Origin of the sequence: Leisingera sp. McT4-56, from assembly GCF_020514995.1 — a bacterium.
GTDB lineage: Bacteria > Pseudomonadota > Alphaproteobacteria > Rhodobacterales > Rhodobacteraceae > Leisingera > Leisingera aquaemixtae_A.
This window is the reverse complement of record NZ_JAJALF010000004.1, coordinates 156,525-181,926: the sequence shown is the minus strand read 5'-3', so window position 1 is coordinate 181,926 and position 25,402 is coordinate 156,525. Positions and strand designations below refer to the sequence as shown.

Genomic DNA, 25,402 nt, shown 5'->3' with positions numbered 1-25,402 from the left:
GCGGCTTACATTCCCAGCTTTCGGAACACCGCGGGGATCTGCTCCGGCAGGTCCTCGGCAATTAGCCCGGGGCCGAAGTTCAGCGCGCATTCGACGTGGATATAGGCGGCAGTTTCCGCCGCCTGCATCGGAGTAAACCCGCGCGCCATCAGCCCGGTGATGAACCCTGCCAGCACGTCGCCTGATCCGGCGGTGGCCAGCCAGGGCGCGGAGCGCTCGTAATGGGCGGAATTGATCGAGCAGCGCCCGTCCGGTGCGGCGATCACAGTGTCCGGCCCCTTGAACAGCACCACGCAGCCTGCGCGTTTGGCCGCCTCGCGGGTGGCGTCGACCTTGGAATAGGCAGGGCCGGTGGTGGCGGGCGCATTCAGTTTTGCGGCCAAGTCCGGGAACAGCTTGGCAAATTCGCCGCCATGCGGGGTGAGCACGCAATTCTCGTGCAGCACCTCGAACAGCGCTTCCGGCTTCAACTCGAACCGGGTGAGCGCGTCGGCGTCCAGCACGGTGGCGCGTTTTTCCTTCAGCACCGCCATCACTACCGCCTGGGTGTCCGCACCGCGCCCAAGGCCCGGGCCAAGGCAGACCGCGTTGAAGCGTTCATCCTCCAAAAGCTCGCTGACCCCGTGCGCGCCGTCAATCTGGCGCAGCATGATCGCAGTCAGATTGGCGGCGTTTTCAAACATCGCCGAGCGCGGCGAGCCGACGGTGACCAACCCTGCCCCGATCCGCAGCGCGCCGCGGGCCGCCAGCCGCGCCGCGCCGGTCTTGCCATGTCCGCCGGAGAGGACGAGGGCGTGGCCGTGGGCGTATTTGTGGTCTTCCCGGTTTTTCGGCAGCGAGGTTGTCCGCTGGTGGTCACCAACGAGCGTAACAAAACCCTCACCGTCCTTCCCGCCTTCATCCAAACCTGGGAAATCGCCATGCCAGGGCCGGATCACATTGCCAGTTTTCACCCCGCCCAGCCCAATATCCACGGTTCGCAAGTTCCCGCAGTAACCCGGCCCTTCGTCAACGAAATGCCCGATGCGAGGTCTGTGAAAGGTGACTGTAAGCCAGCTCCAATTACCGCCGTATTCCTGGCTCAGAGCGCGTCCGCTGTTCATGCAAAGGCCTGTCGGCGCATCAACCGCTGCCATCCGGCCAAAGGTTCTGCCTTCGGTGTACAGTTTGGTCAGCGGCTCAAGAATGTCGCTGTCCGGCGCACGCGATAACCCGGCGCCAAAGATTGCGTCCACGAAAAGGTGGCCCTCCGCGTTGCCAACGGCGGTTTTGCTCCAGGGCTTCACTGCGCCTGCACCCAATCGCTCGTAATTCGCCTTCGCATCCGGCGGCAGCTTGTCCGGGTCTCCATAAAGGAAAACCTCCACCTCCCAGCCGCGCTCCTTCAAGAGCCGCGCCACCACAAAGCCGTCGCCGCCGTTGTTGCCTGGCCCGCACAGGACCACAGCACGGCGCGGCGTTTCATCTTTCCCCAAATTCTCCGGGGGTCGTTCTTGGTTGCGCCATTGGTCCGAGCGACCAATGGACGACGAGGGGCCGGCCCCGCGCCCTTCTGCCAGTTCCGGCCACTCCTCGAAGATGGCATCGACCACCCCCTGCCCGGCCCGCTCCATCAGTTCCAGCCCGGTCACCTCGCCGGACGTGATGGCGGCCTGTTCGATGGCCCGCATCTGGGCTGCGGTCAGCAGTTCGGTCATGTTTTGCCCTTCCCCGATTCAATTCTGCGCATTTTCCGGGCGCAGTGCTTAATTTTTAGGCAGCCGCGATCAAATCCTGCCCACAATTGCCGCAGCCGCACAGCTCTGCATTGCTGCCTTCATTTAGAAGTGAAATGACACCCCCAACAAGCTTGCGAGGAGCCAAAGCCGATGAAAAAGATCGAAGCCATCATCAAGCCTTTTAAACTCGATGAGGTGAAGGAAGCGTTGCAGGACGTCGGCGTCCAGGGCCTTTCGGTGATCGAGGTCAAGGGCTTTGGCCGCCAGAAGGGCCACACCGAGCTGTACCGCGGCGCCGAATACGTGGTCGACTTCCTGCCCAAGGTGAAGGTCGAGGTGGTGCTGGACGACGATCAGGTCGACCAGGCGATCGAGGCCATTGTCGATGCCGCCAAGACCGACAAGATCGGCGACGGCAAGATCTTTGTCTCGCCCGTCGAGCAAGCGATCCGCATCCGTACCGGCGAGACCGGCCCGGACGCACTGTAACCGAATTCAACGAATATCCTGACATCTAAATCAGAAGGACCGAGGGAATGAGCGCAGACGCAGTTCTCAAGCAACTCAAAGACGAAGACGTCGCCTATGTCGACATCCGTTTCACCGACGTGCGCGGCAAGCTGCAGCACGTGACCGTGGACGTGGACCTGGTGGACGAAGACTTCCTGGAAGAAGGCTTCATGTTCGACGGCTCCTCGATCGCCGGCTGGAAGTCGATCGAAAACTCCGACATGAAACTGATGCCGGACACCACCTCGGCCTATATCGATCCGTTCTACGCCGAGAAGACCCTCTGCATCCATTGCTCCATCGTTGAGCCCGACACCGGCGAGAGCTACGAGCGCGACCCGCGCGGCACCGCACAGAAGGCCGAAGCCTACCTGAAATCCTCCGGCATCGGCGACGTGGCCTACATGGGCCCGGAAGCGGAATTCTTCCTGTTCGACGATGTGCGTTACTCCAACACCATCAACAAGGTGTCCTACGAGGTTGACGCAACCGACGGCTCCTGGAACACCGACGCCGAGTTCGAAATGGGCAACATGGGCCACCGCCCGGGCCTGAAGGGCGGCTACTTCCCGGTGAACCCGACCGACGAAGCGCAGGACCTGCGTTCGGAAATGCTGTCGACCATGAAGCGCCTGGGCATGAAGGTCGACAAGCACCACCACGAAGTGGCCTCCTGCCAGCACGAGCTGGGCCTGATCTTCGACAGCCTGACCAAGCAGGCCGACGAGCTGCAGAAGTACAAATACGTGATCCACAACGTGGCCCACGCCTATGGCAAATCGGCGACCTTCATGCCGAAGCCGATCTATGGCGACAACGGCTCCGGCATGCACGTCAACATGTCGATCTGGAAAGACGGCAAGCCGCTGTTTGCGGGCGACAAGTATGCCGACCTCAGCCAGGAAGCGCTGTATTTCATCGGCGGCGTCCTGAAGCACGCCAAGACCCTGAATGCCTTCACCAACCCGTCCACCAACTCCTACAAGCGCCTGATCCCGGGCTTCGAGGCTCCGGTTCTGCGCGCCTACTCCGCCCGCAACCGCTCCGGCTGTGTGCGTATTCCGTGGACCGAAAGCCCGAAAGCCAAGCGCGTCGAGGCCCGCTTCCCCGATCCGGCGGCAAACCCCTACCTGTGCTTTGCCGCGCTGCTGATGGCCGGCCTGGACGGTATCAAGAACAAGATCGATCCGGGCGAAGCCATGGACAAGAACCTGTACGATCTGCCGGCCGAAGAGCTGGAAGGTATCCCGACCGTCTGCGGCTCGCTGCGCGAAGCCATGGACGCGCTGGCCGCCGACCACGACTTCCTGCTGCAGGGCGACGTGTTCACCAAGGACCAGATCGACGGCTACATCGAGCTGAAGATGGAAGAGGTCCACAAGTACGAGCACACCCCGCACCCGGTGGAATTCGGCATGTACTACAGCTGCTAAGCTGATAGACTAGACACGGAAAGGGCGTCCCTCGGGGCGCCCTTTTCCTTTTTCAGCGTTTAGCGAGGATGGCCCTGGCCGCTGATCGCTCAGGCAGAACAGGACCGGGCGCGTCCGCGGCAGCACCGAAAACCCGCTGAGGCGCGCGGCAAGCCGTCAAGACGCCAGGGTTGTGCCCTGCACCATCGCGGTATCGTAGTACTCGCGGTACTCGTACATACGGCCATTTGCCCAGCGGGTGACGAAGGCAACGGGCGTGTCGAATTCCTTCTCTGTTTCCCTGTGCTTCCAGCGGGTGCGCCCAAGGCCAACAACGGTGTCCCCTTCGGACACTGTTTCGCTGACCTCCCAATTCAGCATTTCAAAGGTGCTCAGCAGCCCGTTCAGGTAGCGTTCGAAGTCCTCGCTGCATTCGCATTGGGCAGTGAACGGAACGCCATGCTGCCCGTTGGCCAAGGAGAAAAGCTTGAAATCCTCATTCACATAATCCCGCCACATCGCCGGGTCGCTCCCCTTGCTCTCATTCCACTTACCCCAAGCCTCATAGAGCAATTCCGCATTTGATTTGGTTTCGTCCGCCATTTCCATCTCCCCCACTCGTCACAAAACTACAGGCACCGCCGCGAGCAGTAGCGGAGCCCCCTTGCCCTTAAGAGTATACCACATTCAGGCGAGTCCCGCATTTTGCGTACACGCAGACCGCCACGACCTTCCCCCCCGAAGCGATGCGCGGATCGCCTCTTGTCTCAGGGTGGACCCTGCTGTATCCCGGCGCGCTCCCGCTGCTGACAGGAGCCTTCCCATGACCGTCCCCAATACCCTTGGCATCGACTTCGGCACCTCCAACTCGGCGGCCGGAATTGCGGTCGCAGGCCGTCCCTGGCTGGTGGAGATGGAGCCGGGCGAGCAGACCCTGCCCACAGCGGTGTTCTTTGAGGAGGGCAGCCGCAGCATGCGGATCGGCCACAGCGCCGCGCGGGCCCTGATCAATGGCGACGAAGGCCGGTTCATGCGGGCGCTGAAAAGCCTGCTGGGCACGCCGCTGCTGCAGGAAGAGCGGCGGCTGGGCGGAGAGCGGCTGAGCTTTGCCACCCTCATCGCGCGCTTCCTGGCAGAAATGAAGGCCCGCGCCGAGGCGGCAACGCATATGCAGTTCACCCATGCGCTGTCGGGGCGGCCGGTGCGGTTTCATTCCAAGGACGAGGACCGTAATGCCCAGGCCGAACGGGACCTGCGCGCCTGCTACCTGGAGGCGGGGTTTCAGGATGTGCTGTTCATGTATGAACCCGAGGCCGCCCTGCGCGCCGCCGCGCCGGCGCCGGGCCTGGGGCTGATTGTCGATATCGGCGGCGGCACCTCCGACTTCACCGCCTTTGAGCAGGATGCCGGCGGGGCAACCCGCATCCTGGCCTCGCACGGCGTCCGGTTGGGCGGCACCGATTTCGACCGGCAGCTGAGCATCCGCCATGTGATGCCTTTGCTGGGCCGCGGCAGCCAGATCCGCAACAGCTTTGGCGGCGGCACCCTGCCCGCGCCGAACCGGCTGTTCAACGATTTGGCGACCTGGCAGATGATCCCGTTCCTTTATGCGCCCGAAAGCCGACGCGCGGCGCGGGATCTGGCCGCCAACGCGGTGGAGCCGGAAAAGCTGGCGCGGCTGGTGGCGGTGCTGGAGGATGAGCTGGGCCATGAGCTGGCCTTTGCCGTGGAGCACGGCAAGATCCGCGCCAATGCAAGCGATGGCGCGGCGCTGATCGACCTCAAGCTGCTGGAGCGCGGGCTGTCGGAGCCGCTGGACGCGGCAGGCATGACGCAGACGCTGGCGGAGCAGACCGCCGCCATCGGCGCCTGCGCGGCAGAGACCCTGGCGCAGGCCGGGATTGCGGCGGACCGGGTCGAGCGGATTGTCCTGGTCGGCGGCTCTTCGCTGCTGGCGGCGGTGCAGGCGGAAATGCGCAGCTTGTGCCCAAATGCCCGGCTGGAAACGGGAAATGCCATGACCGCGGTTGCAGACGGGCTGGCACTTGCCGCGGGCACCGCCTTTGCCTGAGGAAATGGGAACCAATGAAAGCTTTTCCCGTTAGACAAGGGGCGCCAGCACGTTAGGCTGAAAGCCACGAGTCACATTTCGAGAGTTTTCTTCATGCGCCGGCTGATTGCCCCTGCCCTGATTTCCGCCCTGCTTGCCTCCCCTGCCCTTGCCGCCAATTGCGGCAACAGCTCTGCCGGGTTCGACGCCTGGAAGCAGGCGTTCAGCGCCGAGGCCAAGCGCGCGGGCGTGCGCAAGGCAGGGCTGCAGGCACTGGCCAATGCGCAGTATGCCCGCCGCACCATTTCCGCCGACCGCAACCAGAAGAGCTTCAAATACTCGCTGGAGAAATTCATGCAGATCCGCGGCTCTGCCACCATCGTGGCGCAGGGCCGCAAGCGCAAGGCGCGCAATCCGGATTTCTATGCCTCGCTGGAGCGCAAGTACGGCGTGCCCGCGGGGGTGCTGATCGCCATCCACGGGATGGAAACCGCCTTTGGCAATTACATGGGCGACAGCCAGGTGGTCTCAGCCATCGTGACGCTGACCTATGACTGCCGCCGCTCCGATTTCTTCCGCCCGCACGCGCTGGGGGCGCTGAAACTGGTGGATCAGGGCGCCATCACTCCGGCCACGCTGGGCGCCAAGCACGGCGAGTTGGGGCACACCCAGTTCCTGCCGGGCAACGCGCTGGCCTACGGCCAGGACTGGGACGGCAACGGCCGGGTGGATTTCTACAACATGGGGGATGCGCTGGCCTCCACCGCCAATTACCTGCGCCAAAAGGGTTGGAAACCCGGCAAGGGCTACCAGCCGGGCGAACCCAACTACCGCGTGCTGAAGGAATGGAACGCGGCCAGCGTCTATCAGCAGTCGCTGGCCATCATGGGCCGCCAGATCGACGGCTGAACCGGCGCCGCACCGCCCTGTTCAGCAAGTTCCGCGCCCGCCCCTGCGGCGGGCGTTTGCCGTGTCAGAACCGCGCCAAAAACAGTCGGCGCGATTCACGCGGCATTGTAGGCCTTGGGGCATCAATGTGTCCGAAGGCCGCCACAGTTGAGCCGCATTCGATCTATGAAATTGAGGCTTCACCCATATATTTGAATTAAAATTCATAAGGTTAGCCGCCGTCACATTTCGCAGCGGGCAATCGCCGCACTGTCTTTGCAATTGGTCCTCCCCGCCCAACTTTCAACTACTTCAAATTTTATTGTTTCTCTATCGGCACCCTGAATGGAGGATCCGGACAGTGGCAGAGAATGTGCAGTATACAGGCAGGCTGGGGCTGGAAAGCCGCGAGGCCGGGACCCTTTCCGCGGCGGTGAACGCGGTTGTGGACACGCTCGACGATTTCGGCCACCCGGCAGAAAAGATCGAGGCGCGCGCGGAAAACACCGCCAGGCTGCAATGCGATCATTACCTGGTGACGGTACGCCTGCGCCGGGTGCCGCTGCGGCGGGCCAGCAAACTGCCCAGCAGCGTCATGCAGCCGGCAGCCCTGCTGGAGCTCACGCTGTCGCCTGTCTTCCCCGGCTACTGCGACCAGGAAATCTCTGAGCTGCTGCTGGCCGAAACCCTGCGGCGCCTGCTGGCTTCGCTCGAGGCAACCTCGGTCGAGTGGTTGGACTGCGGTGTCGCACTGACCTGCGAGCAGTTCCTGAGCGTCTTCGCCCCCGAGGACCGCATCGCGGAACAGCCGGCGGCTGCGGCCTCTGCCACCGTTGCCCGCCAGCTGGAGCGCACCGCAGCCCCCAAGCCGCGCGGCCGGGATTGCTTCACGCCGGTCGATCAGACCGCAATGGTGCTTGACGCCCATTGCGACCGCGCCTTTCAGGCGGCCCAGGCCCGCAAGGCCGCCGCAGCCGCAGACTCAGCTGCGGCCCGCACACGCGCCGGCAGCCAATTGATGGCCGGACCCCCGAACCGCGGCTGGGGCGGCCAGCTGCGGGCCTCGGCACTGGCCGCATTCAGCCTGACCGGCCCGCGGCGTCTGCGGTTCATCAGCCATCTGCTGCTGCTGACGGCCCTGGTTCTGTATCTGGAGAGCGCCGGCATGGTGCAGGCCGCCCGGCCGCTGATCCCCTAGGCCGGAGTTCCGGCCGGCACCCCGGTCTGCATCCCGTCCGGGGCGCCCCATTGGCGCAGCACGTCTGCGCGCGCGACCACGCGGGTGTGGATGGCAAACACCACCGCGCGGGTTTGAGGCAGCCGAAGAATCATCTGCTTTTCGGTGCGCAGATACCCGGCACGGCTGCCGTGCGATTTGTCCCGCGGCGCAAACTGGCTGCGCGGCTGGAACAGCGCGGGATCCTGGTACCACAGGGCATTGAACCGCCACAGCGGCCGCCCCGCCTGCACCCCGTCAAACAGCCGCTGGACGCGGGCGGCCACGTCGCTGCCGTAGCTGTCCACCGGCTGGTGAATTCCAGTCAGCGGGCGCATGAATTTCTCTGCCAGCGTCCAGCTTGCCGGAAAGCACAGAACCGCACCGGTCAGCACATGCTCTGCCGCGCCTTCCGGTTTCTGCAGCAGGCAGAAATCCTGCTGTGTGAGGCGCCCCAGGGTGCCCAGCGGGTCCTGCCGGTCGACCGCAACTCTCCGCCCGTCAGCCCGCGCCGCAACGGTGACGGCGCCGGGATCAATGCCGTTCAAAGCCAGCTCCAGCAGTTCCTGCGCTGCCGCCATCGCGCCTGGGGCCAGCTGCAGGACCGCCTCCCGCCGGGCGGACAGGAGGTGCTCGCGCTCGGCCATCTGGCCTGCAAAGGCGTCGTCCGCCGCCAGCCAGCCCTCAGCCGGAAGCGGCTGGATGCCGGGGAGCTTTACCTCCGCGAGCGGATTGTAGGGGACGGTTTTCTGCAGAATCGCGGTCATGCCCCAGCGGTAGCACGCTGCGCAGGGGAATCCAGCCGCGACGCCGCATCACGGGTCAGAAACGACAGCCGAATCCGTCGTTTTCGGCAGCGATTCCCCGCGCTGGCAGCGCCACATTGGACAGGACTGTGCAGCAAGGACTTCCCGGCATGAACGAGCATTACCGCGACATCCGCAAAATCGACCCGACCCGCGGCGCCAGACTGGGCGACAACACTCCCAACGACAATGACCGGGTCGAAATCGGCCCGACCCAGCTGGCCTTTGCCGAATGGGCTGAGGCCGGGCTGCAGCTTCCCGACCTGCAGGCGCTGCGCAGCTTCCGCTGGGAACGGCTGACACGGTTCATCAACGACCGCGGCTATGGCGGCCTCTTGGTGTTTGATCCGCTCAACATCCGTTATGCGACCGACAGCACCAACATGCAGCTGTGGAACACCCACAACCCGTTCCGGGCGCTCCTGATCTGCGCCGACGGCTACATGGTGCTGTGGGATTACAAGCAGTCGCCGTTCCTCAGCGAGTTCAACCCGCTGGTGCGGGAGCAGCGCGCCGGTGCCGATCTGTTCTACTTCGACCGCGGCGACAAGATCGACGTGGCGGCTGACAAGTTCTCCAACGAGGTGCGCATCCTGCTGGAAGAGCACAGCGGCAGCAACAAGCGGCTGGCAGTGGACAAGGTGATGCTGCACGGGCTGCGCGCACTTGAGGCGCAGGGGCTTGAGATTTTCCCCGGCGAGGAGCTGACCGAGAAATGCCGCGCGGTGAAAGGCCCGGACGAGATCCTGGCGATGCGCTGCGCCCATCACGCCTGCGAAACCGCAGTGGCGGCGATGGAAAAATACGCCCGCGAGCAGGTGCCCGGCGGCAATATCTCTGAAGACGACGTCTGGGCAGTGCTGCACGCGGAGAACATCCGCCGCGGCGGTGAATGGATCGAAACCCGGCTCTTGGCCTCAGGACCGCGCACCAACCCGTGGTTCCAGGAATGCGGCCCTCGTATCATCCAGAACAACGAAATGATCAGCTTTGACACCGACCTGGTCGGCTCCTACGGGATCTGCATCGACATCTCCCGCAGCTGGTGGATCGGCGATCAGAAGCCGCGGCCCGATATGGTCTATGCCATGCAGCACGGGCTGGAGCACATCCGGCACAACATGGAGATGCTGAAGCCGGGCGTGAACATCCAGGAGCTGTCGCGCGGCTGCCATGTTCTGGACGCGCAGTTCCAGAAGCAGAAATACGGCTGCATGATGCACGGTGTTGGCCTGTGCGACGAGTGGCCGCTGGTTGCCTATCCGGACGCTATGGTCGAGGGCGCCTTCGATTACGAACTGGAGCCGGGCATGGTGCTCTGCGTCGAGGCGCTGGTTTCCCCCGAGGGCGGCGATTTCTCGATCAAGCTGGAGGACCAGGTGCTGATCACCGAGGACGGCTATGAAAACCTGACCTGCTATCCCTTTGACAAGGCGCTGCTGGGCGAGGCCTGAACGCTGCAGCCGGCCCCTTCCGCACGAAGGGGCCGGGACGGCCTGCGGCGGCGCCGGGCGCTTCCGATTAACAATGGAGCTTGAGGAACGGCGCCAGCTTTTCGCGCAGCACCAGAACGCCGGGCGAGTCGGTCACTTCCTCCAGCTGCTTCAGCGGCACCCAGGCCAGGGCGTGGGATTCATCGCTGGGGGCAATCTCCCCCGCCTCTGCTCGAAACAGGTAGCGCACGTCGTAATGCAAATGCGCGCAATCGCGGGCATTGGCCGGGATTTCGTGAATATCGACATCGAATACCTGCGCCGACAGCGGCCTGATCTGCTTGAGTCCGCTTTCCTCGTAAGCTTCCTTCAGCGCCACAAACGGCACATCGGCAATGCCGTCGCAATGGCCGCCCAGCTGGAACCAGCGATTGAGCTTCTTGTGATGGGTCAGCAGCACGCATTGCATGTCCGGTGACAGCACAAAGGCGGAGCCGGTCACGTGGCCGGTTTCCGGGTTGCGGCCAAAGGCCTGCGGCTCCCCCGCGCAGAATTCCGTCAGGCGCTGCCACATGCCGCGGTCCCGCGCGGTTTGCGGGCTGTAACATCCAATGCCTCTCAGGGCGCTGCTGCTCATCTGCCTTCACCTTCCCGTTACGTTCCGGCCCGTTGCCTTGTTCAGGACCAAATGAGCGCTCAATCTATGCGGAACACGCAACAAAGGCCACGCCCATGCCCACGGAACGGATTTCCTTCACCGGCCACGCCGGAAACACCCTCGCTGCCCGCCTCGACCTGCCGGAGGGGCCGGTGCTGGCCACAGCGCTGTTTGCCCATTGCTTCACCTGCTCCAAGGACATTCCGGCAGCGCGGCGGATCGCCGGGCGGCTGGCGGCGATGGGAATAGCGGTCCTGCGGTTTGATTTCACCGGGCTGGGGCATTCCGAGGGGGAGTTCGAGAACACCACCTTCAGCTCCAATGTGGCGGATTTGATCAAGGCGGCGCAGTACCTGGCAGCGCGCAACATGGCACCGGCGCTGCTGATCGGCCATTCACTGGGCGGTGCTGCGGTGCTGCGGGCGCGGGCGGGCATCCCGTCGGTCAAGGGGGTGGTGACGCTCGGGGCGCCGTTTGATCCGGGCCATGTCTCGCACCATTTCGATGCCGCTCTGCCGGAAATCGAGGCCAAGGGCCGCGCCGAGGTTTGCCTGGGCGGGCGGCCGTTTGTGATCGGCAAGGAGTTTGTCGACGACATCCATGCCGAGGCGCTGGCGCCTGCGATTGCGGAACTGAAGGCGGCGCTGCTGGTGCTGCATGCGCCGCGCGATGAGACCGTGAGCATCGACAATGCCGCGTCGATCTTCACCGCCGCTAAACACCCCAAGAGCTTTGTCACCCTGGATGACGCCGACCACCTGATCTCCCGCGCGGCAGACGCCGAGTACGCGGCAGAAGTCATCGCCGCCTGGGCCGGGCGCTATGTCAAAATGACCCCACCCGCGCCGCCGCCCGGCGCGCCGGAGGGCATCCTGCGGGTAACGGAGGCGGATCCGTCGGGCTTTTTGCAGGACGTGCAGTCCGGCCCCTACCACCACGCATTTGCCGATGAGCCGCTGGCCTATGGCGGCACCAACCGCGGCATGTCACCATACGGGTTTGTCGCCGCGGGCCTGGGCGCCTGCACCTCGATGACGCTCAGGATGTATGCGCGCCGCAAGGGCTGGCCGCTGGAGGGGATCAGCGTCGATGTGAGCCACGACAAGGTGCATGCGCAGGACGCGCTTCCCTCGGGGCCTGCCAAGATCGACCAGTTCACCCGGGTGGTGCGCCTCTGCGGCCCCTTGAGCGAAGAACAGCGCGCGCGGCTTCTTGAAATCGCCGACAAATGCCCGGTGCACCGGACGCTGGAAAGCGGCGCCAAAGTGGTGACCCGGCTGGAGGCGGCGGAGCAGCCCGCGATCTGACACACCGGGCCTCCGGAAGTGCTCCCGCGCCCGGCCCAACTGCGTCAGGCCTTAGCCAGAAGACCGCAGCGCGGGCGGGCGAGCCCGACTGCTGCGGAATTTGCGCCACATCAAAGTCCCGCCACACAATCCCGATCATGCTATATCCACGCCCGGCCGCCGCCGGGCATGGGAGGAGAGACATGGGACTTTTCGCGAAACTCGGGCGCAGCAGCGATCTGGTGCAGGGCATGGCCAGCCGTCTGGGCATCGACTATGGCGGCATCGTCGCCGCGGACCCGCAGGCGCAGGGCCAGAAATACATGCGCGCGGTCCTGCGCTGCAGCACCTGCCGCAATCAGGACGGCTGCAGTGAATTGCAGCAAGAGGTGACCGAGCTGGCCGAGGCGCCATCCTACTGCCGCAACGCGCAGTTGCTGGCGCATATGCGGGAGAGCTGACCGCCGCCTTCCCCGGTGTCTGCGTCCGCTGCAAGTCAAACCGGCTTGCGGCGCACAGGGCTTTTATGGCTGCTCACTCTTCCGTCTCAGCGTAACGCCCCGTGGTGGCCTCGCCGCTCTCACCGACAAACCGCAGGGCCTCGCCGTCGCTTTCCAGCGTGTAACAGGCCCACAGGTCCGAAGGCGGCCAGGCGGAGCAGTATTTGCCGTCCCGCACATCCCAGTAGCCCCAGCTGTCATGGCCCGCATTATAGAGCGTCCGGCCCGAGGCGCGGAACTCCTGCCAGGCGCCGCTGGAGTAGACCAGCCGCTTGCCCTCCAGAGCCGCCCGGACTTCTTCGCCGCTCAAGCTGCGCCATTCGCCGCCCCAAACCGGCGAAACCGCAGATGATAACGCAATCATCAGGGCAATCTGCCTCATCCCCGCCTCCCAGCCTTGCTGTCCTGCCTTTGCTGATCTAAGAGGCCGGGCATCTGCTGCGCAATCACATAAAGGTGCCTTCGCCCATGATCCCCCGCTATTCCCGCCCCGAGATGGTCGCAATCTGGTCGCCCGAGACCAAATTCAAGATCTGGTACGAGATCGAGGCCCACGCCTGCGAAGCCATGGCCAACCTGGGGGTGATCCCGCGCGAAAACGCCGACGCGGTGTGGAAAGCCAAGGACGTGGAATTCGACGTCGCCCGCATTGACGAGATCGAAGCGGTGACCAAGCATGACGTGATCGCCTTCCTCACCCACCTGGCGGAGCATGTGGGCTCCGAAGAAGCCCGCTTTGTGCACCAGGGCATGACCTCCTCGGACGTGCTGGACACCTGCCTGAACGTGCAGCTGGTGCGTGCAGCCGACATCCTGCTCGATGGCATGGACAAGGTGCTGGCGGCGCTGAAGAAACGCGCGCTGGAGCATAAGAACACCGTGCGCGTCGGCCGCAGCCACGGCATCCACGCCGAGCCGACCACCATGGGCCTGACCTTTGCCCGCTTCTATGCGGAGATGGACCGCAACAAGAACCGCCTGGAAAAGGCCCGCTGGGAAGTCGCCACCGGCGCGATCTCCGGCGCGGTCGGCACCTTCGCCAACATCGACCCGGCGGTCGAGGAACACGTCTGCGAGCAGCTGGGCCTGCGCCCGGAGCCGATCTCCACCCAGGTGATCCCGCGCGACCGCCACGCGATGTTCTTTGCCACCCTGGGCGTCATTGCCTCCTCAATCGAGAACGTCGCCGTTGAGATCCGCCACATGCAGCGCACCGAGGTGCTGGAAGGCGCCGAATTCTTCTCGATGGGCCAGAAGGGCTCATCGGCGATGCCGCACAAGAAGAACCCGGTTCTGACCGAGAACCTCACCGGCCTCGCGCGCCTGGTGCGCATGGCGGTGATCCCGGCGATGGAGAACGTGGCGCTGTGGCATGAGCGCGATATCTCGCACTCCTCCGTCGAGCGCGGCATTGGACCGGATGCGACCATCACCCTGGATTTTGCCCTGCACCGCCTGGCCGGCGTTGTCGACAAGATGCTGGTGTTCCCGGAGAACATGCTGGACAACATGAACAAATTCCCTGGCCTGGTGATGTCGCAGCGGGTGCTGCTGGCGCTGACCCAGGCAGGCGTCAGCCGCGAGGACGCCTATTCCATGGTGCAGCGCAACGCCCTGAAGGTCTGGGAAGAGCGCGTCGATTTCCGCGAGCTGCTGCTGGCGGATGCGGACGTGGTTGCGGCCCTCGGCGAAGAGGCGATCAACGAGAAATTCGACATGGGCTACCACACCAAGCATGTCGACACGATCTTCCGCCGGGTGTTCGGCGAGTAAGCCGGCCTTAGTATGAAGCAAACGACGCCCCGCCCTCCGGCGGGGCGTTTTCTTTTCCGCCGGGCAAACGCCTTTGTGAACAAAAATACAGACCCAAGCCTTGGTTCGAAGGATAGAATAGGCCAAACATTGCATTTGGAGTTCTTGAGATGCGTATTCTTGCCTTGGCCGCCGCGCTGTCCCTGCCGGTGACGGGATTTGCTGCAAGCGGCAATGACTGGAACCCGCCGAAACCCACCGAGACCACCAAGATCTGCAAGGGAAAGCGGGTCTGGGACGATGACAAGAAACGCTGCGTGCGGCCCCGGAAGTCCTCCCTGAACCAGCAGGGGCTGCTGGAGGCGGCGCGGGAGCTGGCCTATGCCGGGCGGCAGCAGGATGCGCAGGCTGTGCTGAGCGCGATGGCCGACCAGAAGGACACCATGGTGCTAACCTACTGGGGTTTCACCCACCGTAGGCTGGGCAACCAGGAGCTGGCCCAGAGTTTTTACGATCAGGCGCTTGTGCAGGATCCGGACAATGTCCTGGCCCGCTCCTACATGGGACAAGCCTTTGTGGAACAGGGAAAATACGGCGCAGCCAAGGCGCAATTGAAAGAGATCAAGGCACGCGGCGGCGCTGGCAGCTGGGCCGAGGCTTCGCTGCGCAGCGCGCTGAGAACAGGCAAGACCTACGACCACTAGGCTTCAGGCTTTCTTTACGGCTTGCCGCGTAATCTGCCCCCGACGATTGAGAAGAATCTTTTCTAGGGTGCGAGAATGCCTCAAGACGATATGCTGGCGCTTCCGATGGATTTGGGCGGGGGCGGAATGGGCGGAATGGATATGGGCGATTTCGCCGCTCCGGCACCGTTGGGCGGCCTGGACGCAGACGGCCTCGGCGGCGGAATGGGCGGCGGCGCGGCGGCAGCACCGGCCGCGGCCTCCGGCCTCAGCGGCAAGGCCAAGGCGGCCATCATCGTCCGGCTGCTGCTGAATGAAGGCGCCGAAATTCCTCTTGAAGAACTGCCGGACGACCTGCAGCTGGAACTGACCCAGCAGATGGGCCGGATGAGCATTGTCGATCGTGCCACGCTCAATGCGGTGGCGGGCGAATTCGCCGATATGCTGGACAATGTCGGCCTGCATTTCCCCAACGGCCTGGCCGGGGCGCTGAGCGCGATGGAAGGCAAGATCAGCCGCTACACCCACAACCGCCTGCGCAAGGAAGCCGGCGTGCGCCAGTTCGGCGACCCTTGGGAACGGCTGAAGCAGCTGCCGCCGGAAGACCTGGCGCAGCTGGCCGAGGCGGAAAGCACCGAGGTGGCCGCGGTGCTGCTGTCCAAGCTCGACACCGCCAAGGCTGCGCAGATGCTGATCCATCTTCCCGGCCCGGTTGCCCGCCGCATCACCTATGCCGTCAGCCAGACCGCCAATGTCACGCCGGACACGGTCGACCGCATCGGCCTGTCGCTGGCCGCCCAGGTGGAGGCACGGCCCGATCTTGCGTTCGATCAGACCCCGGGCCAGCGGCTTGGCGGCATCCTGACCGAGGCCGCTGCGGCCAAGCGCGACGAGGTGCTGACCGCGCTGGACGAACAGGACGAGGAATTTGCCATCAAGGTGCGCAAGGCGATCTTCACCTATGCGCTGATCGGCGAACGGATGAAGCCGCTGGATGTGCCCAAGCTGATGAAGGTGCTGTCGCAGGCCGATCTGGTTACGGCCATGGCCTTTGCCACCGACGAGGAGGACGTTGCAACCAGCGAATTCCTGCTCAAGAACATGTCCAGCCGGATGGCCGACAACATCCGCGACGAAGTGGCCGAGCGCGGCAAGGTCAAGCGCAGCGACGGCGAAACCGCCTTTGGCCTGGTGATTTCCGCCATGCGCGACCTGGTGGCAACCGGCGAGATCGAGCTGAAATCCGAAGAAGAGGACGAAGACAGCTGAGCCCCGGCGCGCCCGGCTCCATCCGCCGCGCAGCATTGCGGCGGCAGACAGCTGCAGGCGCCGCCGCAGAGCTGCTTGTGCCTGCTGCCGCCCCTGCGTATGATGCAGACTTCCGGGCGCATTTCTGCGCCGCAGCTATCCAGACGCCATGCCCGCAGATCCTTCCGAGCTCTCCGCCCTGAGCCATGCCAGATACTTTGGCAGCAACCTGTTTCTGCGCGGTCTGCTGCTGGCGGCCGGGCTGGTTCCCTACCGTCTGCGGGTTCCGATGATGGGCCGGCTGGTTACCGCCATGGGGCGTCTGGCGGGGTTCGACAAGCGGGTCCGCGACAACCTCGAGCTGGTCAGCCCGGAGCTGTCGGACCTGGACCCGGGCGCGCTGTACCGGGACGTCAGCGACAACGCGGGGCGGATGATCGCGGAAATCTACGCAGGCAAGCCGTTTCATGACCGCGCCAAGGCAGCGCCGATCACCGGCCCCGGCCTGCAGGCCTTGGAGGACGCCCGCGCTGCAGGCCGCCCGGTGCTGCTGGCCACCGCGCATTTCGGCAATTACGACGCTGCCCGGGCCGCCCTGGTGGCGCGCGGACACGAAATGGGGGCGCTCTACCGGCGGATGGCGAACCCCTATTTCAATGAGCATTATGTCGAGGCAATCAAGAAGAACGGCGAACCGATGTTCGAACAGGGCAAGCGCGGCATGGTGGAGCTGGTCCGGCATCTGAAGAAGGGCGGCATTGCCGCCATCGTCACCGATCTGCACGCCCAGGGCGGAAAGCCGATCGACTTTTTCGGCAAGCCCGCGGTGACCTCAACCGTGCCGGCCGAGCTGGCGCTGAAATTCGGCGCCGCGCTGATCCCGGTCTATGCAGTCCGCCAGGACAACGGCCTGGACTTCGAAATCATCATGAACGCCGAGATCGCGCCCTCCGATCCGCTGACGATGACCAAGGCGCTGAGCGCGGATCTGGAATCGATTGTGCGCAAGCATGCCGGGCAGTGGTTCTGGATTCACCGCCGTTGGAAATTCCGCAAGCGCAAGTCCAAATCCGGCCAGCGGGCGAAGCAGGCCTCCGATACGGCCTGACGGTCAGTCCACGCGCGCGGCCGCAACAATGCGGCCAAAGGGGGCAGCCTGAACCAGCACTGCCGCGGGCAGGCCGCCGGGTGCGGGAACCGACATCTCCAGCTCCTGCGTGCCGTCCCATTCGGCGGCAACTTTCCAGTCCTCGACCACGTTGGCGTAGGTGAAGGTTCTGCCGGCCAGTTCGCCGCGGGTGATGCTGACGGTGCGTTCCGGAGTAAAGCGCACCAGCTGCACCAGCAGCTTGCCTGCAGGCATCTGCCCGCGCGCCTGCAGCCGGATCTGCAGCTCTTCCCCCTGGCGGCTGACCGCCAGAGCCACCGGACGCGGCTGTTTGCTGTGCTTGCCGATGGCCTCTTCCACCTGGACCGCATCGGCACCCACCACATCCTCCTGCCCCATGATGATCATCTGCGGCGTATAGATCATCCGGCGGCCGCCCGCATGGGCATATCCCTTTTGCCGCTTGGCGTGGGCGGGCCTGGCGAATTTGTCTTTCCAGCCGATGTAATCCCAGTAGTCCACATGCAGCGCCAGCGGCAGCACATCCGGGCGCGCGGCCAGTTCGTGCAGCAGCGCGTCGGCCGGCGGGCAGGACGAACACCCCTGCGAGGTGTACAGCTCGACCACCACCGGCTCTGCTGCGGATTGGCCGTAAACCGGCAGGGCCAGGGCCGCCACGGCCGCAATCGACGCCAGGAATCTCATGAATCGCCTTCTTTGTTGCTAGGCATTAGGTCTAAAGGAAGTGCCCCGGAATTGGCCAATCAATCATTTTTGAGAGCTGTTGCAGGCGCTGGCCGCGAAAAAATGTGTACAATCGCATACAAAAGTGGCCCCTGCGGCGTTTGGGCTATTGAATGCTCTATCTTCCTCATGCATTTAGCAGGCAGCGAATTCCCCGGTTTCAAATTCTTGAGGGAGGCCAACCATGCCTATTACCGTCGGACAGGACAATGCCAAGACGCGCAAAACGCTCAGCGTCAACGGCAAGTCGATCTCCTACTACTCCATCCCCGCAGCCACCGAAGCTGGCTTTGGCGACTTCTCCAAGCTGCCCGCCGCCCTGAAGGTGGTGCTGGAAAACATGCTGCGGTTCGAGGATGGCGGCTTTTCCGTCTCCACCGACGACATCAAGGCCTTCGGCGAATGGGCCGAAAAAGGCGGCAAGAACCCGCGTGAGATTGCCTACCGCCCTGCCCGCGTGCTGATGCAGGACTTCACCGGCGTTCCCGCCGTTGTCGATCTGGCCGCCATGCGCGACGGCATCGTCGGCCTGAAAGGCTCTGCCGCCAAGATCAACCCGCTGGTCCCCGTTGACCTGGTGATCGACCACTCGGTGATGATCGACGAGTTCGGCAACCCGCGCGCGTTCCAGATGAACGTCGACCGCGAGTACGAGCGCAACATGGAGCGCTACCAGTTCCTGAAGTGGGGCCAGAACGCCTTCAACAACTTCCGCGTCGTGCCGCCGGGCACCGGCATCTGCCACCAGGTGAACCTGGAATACCTGGCGCAGACTGTCTGGACCGACACCGACCAGAACGGCGAGGAAGTCGCCTATCCGGACACGCTGGTTGGCACCGACTCGCACACCACCATGGTCAACGGCGCCGCGGTGCTGGGCTGGGGCGTTGGCGGCATCGAGGCCGAAGCAGCGATGCTGGGCCAGCCGATCTCCATGCTGATCCCCGAGGTCATCGGCTTTGAGCTGACCGGCGAGATGGTCGAAGGCACCACCGGCACCGACCTGGTTCTGAAGGTGGTGGAAATGCTGCGCGCCAAGGGCGTGGTCGGCAAGTTCGTCGAATTCTACGGGACCGGCCTGGACCGCCTGCCGCTGGCAGACCGCGCGACCATCGCCAACATGGCCCCGGAATACGGCGCCACCTGCGGCTTCTTCCCGATCGACGACGAAACCCTGCGCTACCTGCGCAACACCGGCCGCGACGAAGACCGCATCGCGCTGGTCGAAGCCTACGCCAAGGAAAACGGTTTCTGGCGCGGCGCGGACTACGCACCGGTCTACACCGACACCCTGTCGCTGGACATGAGCAGCATCGTTCCGGCCATCTCCGGCCCGAAACGCCCGCAGGACTATGTGCCGCTGACCAACGCCAAGGCCGCCTTCCGCCAGGAAATGGAAGAGACCTTCAAGCGTCCGATGGGCAAGGAAGTCGCCGTCAAGGGCGAAGACTACACCATGGAATCGGGCAAGGTCGTGATCGCCTCGATCACCTCCTGCACCAACACCTCCAACCCCTATGTGATGATCGGCGCAGGCCTGGTCGCGCGCAAGGCTGCCGCCCTGGGCCTCGACCGCAAGCCCTGGGTCAAGACCTCGCTGGCACCGGGTTCGCAGGTGGTGTCCGCCTATCTGGAGGCCGCGGGCCTGCAGGAAGACCTGGACAAGGTCGGCTTCAACCTGGTGGGCTACGGCTGCACCACCTGTATCGGCAACTCCGGCCCGATCCAGCAGGAGATCTCCGAAGCGATTGCCGAAGGCGACCTGGTGGCGACCTCGGTGCTGTCGGGCAACCGCAACTTCGAAGGCCGCATCTCGCCGGACGTCCGCGCCAACTACCTGGCCTCACCGCCGCTGGTTGTCGCCTATGCGCTGGCCGGCACCATGGACATCGACCTGGCAACCGACGTGATCGCGCAGGACAAGGACGGCAACGACGTCTACCTGAAAGACATCTGGCCATCGACCCAGGAAGTTGCGGAACTGGTCGAGCAGACCGTCACCCGCGAGGCGTTCCAGTCGAAATACGCCGACGTCTTCAAAGGCGACGAGAAGTGGCAGGCGGTCGAGACCACCGATGCGGAAACCTATGACTGGCCCGCGACCTCGACCTACATCCAGAACCCGCCCTACTTCCAGGGCATGGGCACTGAGCCGGGCACCATCGAGAACATCGAGGGCGCCAAGGTTCTGGCAATCCTGGGCGACATGGTCACCACCGACCACATCTCGCCCGCCGGTTCCTTTGCCACCACCACGCCTGCAGGCCAGTACCTGCTGGAGCGCCAGGTGCAGCCGCGCGAGTTCAACTCCTACGGCTCGCGCCGCGGCAACCACGAGATCATGATGCGCGGCACCTTCGCCAACATCCGCATCAAGAACGAGATGCTGGACGGCGTCGAGGGCGGCTACACCAAGGGCCCCGACGGCGAGCAGACCTCGATCTACGAGGCCTCGATGGCGCATCAGGCCAACGGCACCCCGCTGGTGGTGTTCGGCGGCGAGCAGTACGGCGCAGGCTCCTCGCGCGACTGGGCAGCCAAGGGCACCGCGCTGCTGGGCGTCAAGGCCGTGATCGCCGAGAACTTCGAGCGTATCCACCGTTCCAACCTGGTTGGCATGGGCGTGATCCCGTTCGAATTCACCGCTGGCGACACCCGCAAGACGCTGGGCCTGACCGGCGAGGAAACCGTGTCGATCCACGGCCTGGACACCATCCAGCCGCTGCAGGAAGTGCCCTGCGACATCACCTATGCCGATGGCACCACCAAGACCATCACGCTGAAGTGCCGGATCGATACCGCACCGGAGATCGAATACATCGAGCACGGCGGCGTTCTGCACTACGTGCTGCGCAACCTGGCCAAGTCGTAAGGCCTGCCAGACCGAAGCTTTTGAACATGCACCCTGCGGGGTGCATGTTTTTTTTGTGCCCTGAACTTTCCCGAAGCCGTCCGGGGCCGTCGACAGCAGTCTTGCCGAACGCCCGTATCCTGGATACAATTTAAACGCGCAATCGGCGGCGCCTTTACCGGCTGTACGGCCCAAACTGCTTGTGCAAATGTGTATCTCAAATACACCTTACAAACGCTGCGAAACCCATTGAAAGGCTGGACGCCCAAGCATGAAAGAAGCCGTTTTTGCAGTTGTTTACCCTGACATCGGCACTTTCGACGCGCATGTGGAAGCCGTCCTGGCGATGGTGCCGGACACGCGGACCTTTCCAGGCTGCATCGAGGCGCATGTGGGCATCAACCGGGACCGTTTCGAAATCGCAGTCTTTCATCTTTGGGAAACGCCGGAACATCTCAACCGGTATCTGGACTGGCGCGCAGAACGCGGCGACCTGGACGCCCGCAGTGCCACAATGCGGCGGGAACAGGACTTCCGCACCTTTTCGGTGCCCTGAGCCGGCCGCACTGCACAGGGCCTGTTCGCAATCACCGCATTGCAGATGCGGCGTCACCGGGTGACACTGGCGGCATGACACAGACAGACAGCATCACCGGCTATCACGCCCATATCTACTTCGACGCCGCCACCGTGGATCAGGCCCGCGGCCTGTGCCAGCAAGCGGCGGAGCGGTTCTCCGTCGAGATAGGCCGGGTCCATGAAAAGAACGTCGGGCCCCACCCCATGTGGTCCTGCCAGCTGGCGGCGACGCCGGATCAGTTCGCGCAGCTGCTGCCGTGGCTGGCGCTGAACAGGAACGGGCTGGTTGTCTTCGCCCACCCGGAGACCGGCGACGCCCTGGCCGATCACCGCGATCACGGGATCTGGCTGGGCACCGGGCTTGAGCTGGATCTCAGCATTTTCAACTGACCCGAACCGCAAATTTACCAGAAGTTTCCAAGTCGCCGGGAACATGTCAGCACTCACAAATCCCGGAGACTTCAATGACCGAAGCGGTGATCATAGGATTGCACCCCCGGCCCGGAAAATTCAGCGAGCTGACGGCGCTTGTCCAACAAATGGTGGAAGAGGTTCGCAGGCACGCCGGATGCTTGCAGGCTGACATCCTGCTGGCCCCGGACAGAGATGAAATATCCGTATTCCAGAGATGGCAAAACCCCGAGGCTTTCAGCGAGTATCTGATCTGGCGGTCCAAACAGGATCATCTGGACCGCGTCTATGAGCTGTCGGCGGCGGAGCCCGATCTGAGCAGCTTTACCCTGTGTGAACCGGACTGATGCAGGGGGGCGGTTACTGCCCCGCTGCCTTCTCCATCGCCGGGCGCAGGGTGCTGTCGATCACCCGCTGGGTGATCGGGCCGGCAAAGCGCAGGATGATCTTGCCTTGACCGTCGACCACATAGGTTTCCGGCACGCCATAAAGGCCCCAGTCGATCGCCATGCGGCCCTTCTCGTCGCGCCCCATCGCGGTGTAAGGATCGCCCAGTTCGTTCAGGAACGACTCCGCATTGGCCAGCTGGTCCTTGTAGTTGATGCCGTAGATCGGAATGCCTTCCTCGGACAGCGCCTCGAGGTTCGGATGCTCGACCCGGCAGGGCGCGCACCAGCTTGCCCAGTAGTTCACCAGCTTCACGTTTCCGTCGCGCAGGGTTTCGTCAGAGAACATCTCCTTGCCCGGAAACTCATCCAGCACCACCGGCGGCGCCGGCTGGCCTTCTCGGGCGGACGGGAGGCTATTCGGGTCCTCGCGGAACATGCCCACCAGCGCCAGGCCGACAAAGCCTGCAAACACCACACCGGGCACCGCCATCAGGGGTGAAATCTTAGCCATTGCGCTTCATCCGGGTTTCCAGGGTTTCCATCTCCCGGCGCACCTTGCGGCCGCGCAGGATTGTCACCACCACCAGCGCCACCAGCAGCAGCAGAGAGGCGCCATAGGCCGACAGCACCGTGTCGGCGTATTTTCCAAGATCAGGCATCACGCCTCCAGCCGTTCGCGCGCCATCAGTGCCTTGATGCGGCGGGCGCGGATTTCAGTTCCGGTGCGGTAGAACACCAACGCGATGAACAGGAGCACAAACCCTGCCATGCAGACATAAAGCGGATTGGAAAACGCATCGGCCACGTTTTCCTTCTCATCGAGCGACAGCGACGCGCCCTGGTGCAGCCCCTGGTTCCAGAAGTTCACTGCATAGCGGCTGAGAACGGCAAAGACAGAGCCCACCAGGCACAGGATCGCGGTGAGGTCAGCGGCGGTGTCCGGGTTATCGATCGCCTCCCACAGGGCGATGTAGCCAAGGTAGAACAGGAACAGCACCAGGAAGGACGTCAGGCGCGGGTCCCAGGCCCACCAGGTGCCCCACATCGGCTGGCCCCAGATCGCGCCGGTGATAAGTGCAATTACCGTCATGATCACGCCGACAGGCGCGGCGGCGCGGGCGGCCAGAGCACTGACATGGTGGCGCCGGACCACCCAGACCAGCGAGGTGACCAGCATCATGAACCAGGCGTTGATCGCCATCAGCGCCGACGGCACATGCAGGAAGATGATCTTGACGGTGGAACCCTGCCGGTAGTCGTCCGGCGTGAAGAAGAAGCCCCAGATGAGGCCCACGGAAATCAGCACCGCGGAGCTGACCCATAGGGCCGGCATCACCTTCTCGGTGGTGGCCAGAAACTTCTTCGGGTTGGCGTATTCCCAGATCGACATGGTGGCTATTTAGCTCTTGTTCTCGGGTTTCTCAATTCACAGCTCCGGCAAATGTCCTATCGCAAATTGACGCGCAGGACAGCAGCGCTGGCAAAGGGCAGAAGGGCGATGGAGGCGGCGGAGATCCCTGCCAGCAGCAAGAGCGGCGTCTGCACCGCCATGCCCTCGGCGCCGCGGCGGGCGACCTCCGATCCGAAGATCAGCGTCGGCACGTAAAGCGGCATCACCAGCAGCGACATCAGCAGGCCGCCGCGTTTCAGCCCCACGGTCAGCGCGGCGCCGAAGGTGCCGATGACAGACAGCGCAGGCGTGCCCAGCAGCAGGGAGACCACCAGCCACTGAAAGCCCAGCACCGGCAGGTTCAGCAGCACGCCCAGCACCGGTGCCGCCAGCACCAGCGGCAGGCCGGTGGTGATCCAGTGGGCCAGCGCCTTGATCGTGACGGTGCTTTCCAGCGGCAGCGGCGCGGTGGCCAGGAGGTCGAGCGAGCCGTCCTCCCAATCCAGCGCCAGCAGCCGGTCAAGCGACAGCAGGCAAGCAAGCAGCGCCCCCAGCCACAGCACGCCCGGGGCGATGCGGGCCAACAGTTCGGACTGCGGGCCGACGGAGAAAGGCACCATCACGGTCACGATCAGAAAGAACGCAAGGCCGAGGCCAAAACCGCCGCCCGCGCGGAAGGCGAGCTTCAGATCCCGCAGAAGAAGCGCAATCACAGGAAGCCTCCGTCAAAATCGTCAATCTCTGGCGGCTTGGCCTTGTAGGGGCCGACATCCAGCACCTCCGCCTCCAGCCCCAGATCGATATGGGTGGCAATCAGGGCAGAACCGCCCTGCCCCAGATGCGCCCGCACGGCATCCGCGAACATGGCGACGGAATTGGTGTCGAGGCTCACAGTCGGCTCGTCCATGATCCAGACCGGGCGCCCCGTGACCAGCATCCGGCTGAGTCCCAGGCGGCGTTTCTGGCCTGCTGACAGCGCACCGGCCTGCCGGTCGCGCAAGGTTTGCAGATCAAATCCGTCCAGCGCCTGTTCAATGCCGTTGCGGCCAAAGACGCTAGCCCAGAAGGTCAGGTTCTCCGCCACTGTCAGCGTCGGCTTCAGACCGTCGGAATGCGCGGCGTAGGCGATCTGGTCCTCAGCCCCTTCAACCCGGCCCTTCAGCGGCGGCTGCAGGCCCGCGACGGTGCGCAGCAGCGTGGTCTTGCCGATGCCGTTGGGGCCGCGCAGGATCAGCGCCTTGCCGGGCGCCAGCGCAAAGCTCAGGCCTTCCAGCACCGGTATGCCGCCGCGGGCCACGCCCAGATCCGTCACAGTCAATGTCATGAAGTTCGCTAGTCCTATTTCTCCGGGCATCAAAAGCCTGTTTTCAAATCGCCCGCTTTGCGGCAGGTCAAATGAAACTTCAGAAAATCAGACCGGCAGCGCGGCCAGGGCAATCCGGCGGCCCTCGGACAAGAGCACATTATAGGTGCGGCAGGCCGCGGGGGAGTTCATTGCCTCCACCCCCAGGCCCGCCTCCTCCAGCGACTTGCGCAGATCCGCCGGGATATGGGCGATTTCGCTGCCGGTGCCGATGAACAGCACGTCGACTTCCCCGGCCAGCGCCAGCAGAGGCGCGGCATTATCAAGCCCGCCCCAGGCTGCGGTTCCGGCAGCCGAGGTCAGCACCGCGCCCTGATGCACCTGCCCGCCGATACGGAAGAACCCCTCGCCATAGCCGTCCACCGGCTGCGCGTCGGAATAAGTCACTTCGTTCAGGCGCATAGGAG

General features: G+C 64.1%; 28 protein-coding genes. 16 read left to right on the top strand and 12 right to left on the bottom strand.

Going from position 1 to position 25,402, the window contains the following annotated elements; all coding sequences use genetic code 11:
* Positions 1 to 5 precede the first annotated feature (5 nt).
* Entirely contained in the window at positions 6 to 1,697 is a 1,692-nt protein-coding gene (locus LHL23_RS07880) for an NAD(P)H-hydrate dehydratase (RefSeq protein ID WP_226429427.1), read from the bottom strand.
* 171 nt (positions 1,698 to 1,868) lie between these two features.
* On the opposite strand from LHL23_RS07880, the gene LHL23_RS07875 reads away from it, so the two are divergent.
* Positions 1,869 to 2,207 carry a P-II family nitrogen regulator gene (locus LHL23_RS07875; RefSeq protein ID WP_008554830.1) on the top strand — a complete coding sequence of 113 codons (339 nt, stop codon included), beginning with the start codon at positions 1,869 to 1,871 and terminating at the stop codon, positions 2,205 to 2,207.
* A gap of 47 nt (positions 2,208 to 2,254) precedes the next feature.
* Positions 2,255 to 3,661 (top strand): type I glutamate--ammonia ligase, encoded by a 1,407-nt coding sequence (gene glnA, locus LHL23_RS07870; protein ID WP_226429426.1) that lies wholly within the window; start codon positions 2,255 to 2,257, stop codon positions 3,659 to 3,661.
* A 156-nt stretch (positions 3,662 to 3,817) separates the two neighbouring features.
* Here the strand turns inward: glnA and LHL23_RS07865 are convergent, their stop codons facing one another.
* Positions 3,818 to 4,243 (bottom strand): nuclear transport factor 2 family protein, encoded by a 426-nt coding sequence (locus LHL23_RS07865; protein WP_226429425.1) that lies wholly within the window; start codon positions 4,241 to 4,243, stop codon positions 3,818 to 3,820.
* A gap of 220 nt (positions 4,244 to 4,463) precedes the next feature.
* On the opposite strand from LHL23_RS07865, the gene LHL23_RS07860 reads away from it, so the two are divergent.
* From LHL23_RS07860 to LHL23_RS07850, 3 genes are all read left to right on the top strand, one after another.
* Positions 4,464 to 5,711, top strand: a complete 1,248-nt coding sequence (locus LHL23_RS07860; RefSeq protein ID WP_226429424.1) for an Hsp70 family protein — start codon at positions 4,464 to 4,466, stop codon at positions 5,709 to 5,711.
* Between the two features lie 93 nt (positions 5,712 to 5,804).
* Positions 5,805 to 6,599, top strand: a complete 795-nt coding sequence (locus LHL23_RS07855; protein ID WP_222475996.1) for a lytic murein transglycosylase — start codon at positions 5,805 to 5,807, stop codon at positions 6,597 to 6,599.
* Positions 6,600 to 6,939: 340 nt separating this feature from the next.
* Entirely contained in the window at positions 6,940 to 7,776 is an 837-nt protein-coding gene (locus LHL23_RS07850) for a hypothetical protein (protein ID WP_222475997.1), read from the top strand.
* On the opposite strand, the gene LHL23_RS07845 is transcribed toward LHL23_RS07850, so the two are convergent.
* Complete coding sequence (locus LHL23_RS07845; RefSeq protein WP_226429423.1) at positions 7,773 to 8,561, bottom strand: heme-dependent oxidative N-demethylase family protein; 789 nt, start codon at positions 8,559 to 8,561, stop codon at positions 7,773 to 7,775. The genes LHL23_RS07850 and LHL23_RS07845 overlap by 4 nt on opposite strands.
* A gap of 149 nt (positions 8,562 to 8,710) precedes the next feature.
* Between LHL23_RS07845 and dddP the strand changes: the two genes are divergently transcribed.
* Complete coding sequence (gene dddP / locus LHL23_RS07840; protein WP_226429422.1) at positions 8,711 to 10,054, top strand: dimethylsulfonioproprionate lyase DddP; 1,344 nt, start codon at positions 8,711 to 8,713, stop codon at positions 10,052 to 10,054.
* A gap of 67 nt (positions 10,055 to 10,121) precedes the next feature.
* Here dddP and LHL23_RS07835 read toward each other — a convergent pair whose 3' ends face one another.
* Positions 10,122 to 10,670: an NUDIX hydrolase gene (locus tag LHL23_RS07835; RefSeq protein WP_226429421.1), complete on the bottom strand. Its 549-nt coding sequence runs from the start codon at positions 10,668 to 10,670 to the stop codon at positions 10,122 to 10,124.
* A 95-nt stretch (positions 10,671 to 10,765) separates the two neighbouring features.
* Between LHL23_RS07835 and LHL23_RS07830 the strand changes: the two genes are divergently transcribed.
* Both LHL23_RS07830 and LHL23_RS07825 read left to right on the top strand, forming a co-directional pair.
* On the top strand, positions 10,766 to 11,998 hold the full coding sequence (locus tag LHL23_RS07830; protein WP_226429420.1) for a bifunctional alpha/beta hydrolase/OsmC family protein: 1,233 nt from the start codon (positions 10,766 to 10,768) through the stop codon (positions 11,996 to 11,998).
* 182 nt (positions 11,999 to 12,180) lie between these two features.
* Positions 12,181 to 12,438, top strand: a complete 258-nt coding sequence (locus LHL23_RS07825; protein WP_222476003.1) for a DUF6455 family protein — start codon at positions 12,181 to 12,183, stop codon at positions 12,436 to 12,438.
* A gap of 73 nt (positions 12,439 to 12,511) precedes the next feature.
* Here the strand turns inward: LHL23_RS07825 and LHL23_RS07820 are convergent, their stop codons facing one another.
* Positions 12,512 to 12,859 (bottom strand): hypothetical protein, encoded by a 348-nt coding sequence (locus LHL23_RS07820; protein WP_226429419.1) that lies wholly within the window; start codon positions 12,857 to 12,859, stop codon positions 12,512 to 12,514.
* An 86-nt stretch (positions 12,860 to 12,945) separates the two neighbouring features.
* Between LHL23_RS07820 and purB the strand changes: the two genes are divergently transcribed.
* The 4 genes from purB (at position 12,946) to LHL23_RS07800 (ending at position 17,268) form a co-directional block, all read left to right on the top strand.
* Positions 12,946 to 14,250, top strand: coding sequence for an adenylosuccinate lyase (gene purB, locus LHL23_RS07815; protein ID WP_222476008.1), 1,305 nt, complete (start codon positions 12,946 to 12,948; stop codon positions 14,248 to 14,250).
* A gap of 149 nt (positions 14,251 to 14,399) precedes the next feature.
* Positions 14,400 to 14,933, top strand: a complete 534-nt coding sequence (locus tag LHL23_RS07810; protein ID WP_226429418.1) for a tetratricopeptide repeat protein — start codon at positions 14,400 to 14,402, stop codon at positions 14,931 to 14,933.
* A 75-nt stretch (positions 14,934 to 15,008) separates the two neighbouring features.
* Positions 15,009 to 16,181 (top strand): flagellar motor switch protein FliG, encoded by a 1,173-nt coding sequence (locus tag LHL23_RS07805; RefSeq protein ID WP_226429417.1) that lies wholly within the window; start codon positions 15,009 to 15,011, stop codon positions 16,179 to 16,181.
* A 148-nt stretch (positions 16,182 to 16,329) separates the two neighbouring features.
* Entirely contained in the window at positions 16,330 to 17,268 is a 939-nt protein-coding gene (locus tag LHL23_RS07800; protein WP_226429416.1) for a lysophospholipid acyltransferase family protein, read from the top strand.
* 3 nt (positions 17,269 to 17,271) lie between these two features.
* Here LHL23_RS07800 and LHL23_RS07795 read toward each other — a convergent pair whose 3' ends face one another.
* On the bottom strand, positions 17,272 to 17,973 hold the full coding sequence (locus LHL23_RS07795; RefSeq protein ID WP_226429415.1) for a DUF1223 domain-containing protein: 702 nt from the start codon (positions 17,971 to 17,973) through the stop codon (positions 17,272 to 17,274).
* A gap of 223 nt (positions 17,974 to 18,196) precedes the next feature.
* Here LHL23_RS07795 and acnA point away from each other — a divergent pair, with 223 nt between their 5' ends.
* The 4 genes from acnA to LHL23_RS07775 all read left to right on the top strand — a co-directional run bounded on the left by acnA (position 18,197) and on the right by LHL23_RS07775 (position 22,200).
* Complete coding sequence (acnA, locus tag LHL23_RS07790; protein WP_226429414.1) at positions 18,197 to 20,884, top strand: aconitate hydratase AcnA; 2,688 nt, start codon at positions 18,197 to 18,199, stop codon at positions 20,882 to 20,884.
* A gap of 250 nt (positions 20,885 to 21,134) precedes the next feature.
* Positions 21,135 to 21,419: an antibiotic biosynthesis monooxygenase gene (locus tag LHL23_RS07785; RefSeq protein ID WP_226429413.1), complete on the top strand. Its 285-nt coding sequence runs from the start codon at positions 21,135 to 21,137 to the stop codon at positions 21,417 to 21,419.
* Between the two features lie 74 nt (positions 21,420 to 21,493).
* The gene (locus LHL23_RS07780; protein ID WP_226429412.1) at positions 21,494 to 21,832 is read left to right on the top strand and encodes a DOPA 4,5-dioxygenase family protein; all 339 of its coding nucleotides are present in this window, start codon (positions 21,494 to 21,496) and stop codon (positions 21,830 to 21,832) included.
* A 74-nt stretch (positions 21,833 to 21,906) separates the two neighbouring features.
* On the top strand, positions 21,907 to 22,200 hold the full coding sequence (locus tag LHL23_RS07775) for a putative quinol monooxygenase (RefSeq protein ID WP_226429411.1): 294 nt from the start codon (positions 21,907 to 21,909) through the stop codon (positions 22,198 to 22,200).
* A 13-nt stretch (positions 22,201 to 22,213) separates the two neighbouring features.
* Here LHL23_RS07775 and LHL23_RS07770 read toward each other — a convergent pair whose 3' ends face one another.
* From LHL23_RS07770 to LHL23_RS07745, 6 genes are all read right to left on the bottom strand, one after another.
* Positions 22,214 to 22,753: a DsbE family thiol:disulfide interchange protein gene (locus tag LHL23_RS07770; protein WP_222476025.1), complete on the bottom strand. Its 540-nt coding sequence runs from the start codon at positions 22,751 to 22,753 to the stop codon at positions 22,214 to 22,216.
* Complete coding sequence (gene ccmD, locus LHL23_RS07765) at positions 22,746 to 22,901, bottom strand: heme exporter protein CcmD (protein WP_222476026.1); 156 nt, start codon at positions 22,899 to 22,901, stop codon at positions 22,746 to 22,748. Before ccmD ends, LHL23_RS07770 begins: the two co-directional genes overlap by 8 nt.
* On the bottom strand, positions 22,901 to 23,632 hold the full coding sequence (locus LHL23_RS07760) for a heme ABC transporter permease (RefSeq protein WP_222476027.1): 732 nt from the start codon (positions 23,630 to 23,632) through the stop codon (positions 22,901 to 22,903). Before LHL23_RS07760 ends, ccmD begins: the two co-directional genes overlap by 1 nt.
* A 56-nt stretch (positions 23,633 to 23,688) precedes the next feature.
* On the bottom strand, positions 23,689 to 24,345 hold the full coding sequence (gene ccmB / locus LHL23_RS07755; protein ID WP_222476028.1) for a heme exporter protein CcmB: 657 nt from the start codon (positions 24,343 to 24,345) through the stop codon (positions 23,689 to 23,691).
* Positions 24,342 to 24,956 carry a heme ABC exporter ATP-binding protein CcmA gene (gene ccmA, locus LHL23_RS07750; RefSeq protein ID WP_226429410.1) on the bottom strand — a complete coding sequence of 205 codons (615 nt, stop codon included), beginning with the start codon at positions 24,954 to 24,956 and terminating at the stop codon, positions 24,342 to 24,344. The genes ccmB and ccmA overlap by 4 nt, the downstream gene beginning before the upstream one ends.
* An 87-nt stretch (positions 24,957 to 25,043) precedes the next feature.
* Positions 25,044 to 25,397: an Mth938-like domain-containing protein gene (locus tag LHL23_RS07745; RefSeq protein ID WP_226429409.1), complete on the bottom strand. Its 354-nt coding sequence runs from the start codon at positions 25,395 to 25,397 to the stop codon at positions 25,044 to 25,046.
* Positions 25,398 to 25,402: the final 5 nt, after the last annotated feature.

Excerpts from the sequence above, each read along its gene's own strand:
- LHL23_RS07880 (WP_226429427.1), bottom strand. The coding sequence starts at position 1,697 with ATGACCGAACTGCTGACCGCAGCCCAGATGCGGGCCATCGAACAGGCC.
- LHL23_RS07875 (WP_008554830.1), top strand. The coding sequence starts at position 1,869 with ATGAAAAAGATCGAAGCCATCATCAAGCCTTTTAAACTCGATGAGGTG.
- glnA (WP_226429426.1), top strand. The coding sequence starts at position 2,255 with ATGAGCGCAGACGCAGTTCTCAAGCAACTCAAAGACGAAGACGTCGCC.
- LHL23_RS07865 (WP_226429425.1), bottom strand. The coding sequence starts at position 4,243 with ATGGCGGACGAAACCAAATCAAATGCGGAATTGCTCTATGAGGCTTGG.
- LHL23_RS07860 (WP_226429424.1), top strand. The coding sequence starts at position 4,464 with ATGACCGTCCCCAATACCCTTGGCATCGACTTCGGCACCTCCAACTCG.
- LHL23_RS07855 (WP_222475996.1), top strand. The coding sequence starts at position 5,805 with ATGCGCCGGCTGATTGCCCCTGCCCTGATTTCCGCCCTGCTTGCCTCC.
- LHL23_RS07845 (WP_226429423.1), bottom strand. The coding sequence starts at position 8,561 with ATGACCGCGATTCTGCAGAAAACCGTCCCCTACAATCCGCTCGCGGAG.
- dddP (WP_226429422.1), top strand. The coding sequence starts at position 8,711 with ATGAACGAGCATTACCGCGACATCCGCAAAATCGACCCGACCCGCGGC.
- LHL23_RS07835 (WP_226429421.1), bottom strand. The coding sequence starts at position 10,670 with ATGAGCAGCAGCGCCCTGAGAGGCATTGGATGTTACAGCCCGCAAACC.
- LHL23_RS07830 (WP_226429420.1), top strand. The coding sequence starts at position 10,766 with ATGCCCACGGAACGGATTTCCTTCACCGGCCACGCCGGAAACACCCTC.
- LHL23_RS07825 (WP_222476003.1), top strand. The coding sequence starts at position 12,181 with ATGGGACTTTTCGCGAAACTCGGGCGCAGCAGCGATCTGGTGCAGGGC.
- LHL23_RS07820 (WP_226429419.1), bottom strand. The coding sequence starts at position 12,859 with ATGAGGCAGATTGCCCTGATGATTGCGTTATCATCTGCGGTTTCGCCG.
- purB (WP_222476008.1), top strand. The coding sequence starts at position 12,946 with ATGATCCCCCGCTATTCCCGCCCCGAGATGGTCGCAATCTGGTCGCCC.
- LHL23_RS07810 (WP_226429418.1), top strand. The coding sequence starts at position 14,400 with ATGCGTATTCTTGCCTTGGCCGCCGCGCTGTCCCTGCCGGTGACGGGA.
- LHL23_RS07805 (WP_226429417.1), top strand. The coding sequence starts at position 15,009 with ATGCCTCAAGACGATATGCTGGCGCTTCCGATGGATTTGGGCGGGGGC.
- LHL23_RS07800 (WP_226429416.1), top strand. The coding sequence starts at position 16,330 with ATGCCCGCAGATCCTTCCGAGCTCTCCGCCCTGAGCCATGCCAGATAC.
- LHL23_RS07795 (WP_226429415.1), bottom strand. The coding sequence starts at position 17,973 with ATGAGATTCCTGGCGTCGATTGCGGCCGTGGCGGCCCTGGCCCTGCCG.
- acnA (WP_226429414.1), top strand. The coding sequence starts at position 18,197 with ATGCCTATTACCGTCGGACAGGACAATGCCAAGACGCGCAAAACGCTC.
- LHL23_RS07785 (WP_226429413.1), top strand. The coding sequence starts at position 21,135 with ATGAAAGAAGCCGTTTTTGCAGTTGTTTACCCTGACATCGGCACTTTC.
- LHL23_RS07780 (WP_226429412.1), top strand. The coding sequence starts at position 21,494 with ATGACACAGACAGACAGCATCACCGGCTATCACGCCCATATCTACTTC.
- LHL23_RS07775 (WP_226429411.1), top strand. The coding sequence starts at position 21,907 with ATGACCGAAGCGGTGATCATAGGATTGCACCCCCGGCCCGGAAAATTC.
- LHL23_RS07770 (WP_222476025.1), bottom strand. The coding sequence starts at position 22,753 with ATGGCTAAGATTTCACCCCTGATGGCGGTGCCCGGTGTGGTGTTTGCA.
- ccmD (WP_222476026.1), bottom strand. The coding sequence starts at position 22,901 with ATGCCTGATCTTGGAAAATACGCCGACACGGTGCTGTCGGCCTATGGC.
- LHL23_RS07760 (WP_222476027.1), bottom strand. The coding sequence starts at position 23,632 with ATGTCGATCTGGGAATACGCCAACCCGAAGAAGTTTCTGGCCACCACC.
- ccmA (WP_226429410.1), bottom strand. The coding sequence starts at position 24,956 with ATGACATTGACTGTGACGGATCTGGGCGTGGCCCGCGGCGGCATACCG.
- LHL23_RS07745 (WP_226429409.1), bottom strand. The coding sequence starts at position 25,397 with ATGCGCCTGAACGAAGTGACTTATTCCGACGCGCAGCCGGTGGACGGC.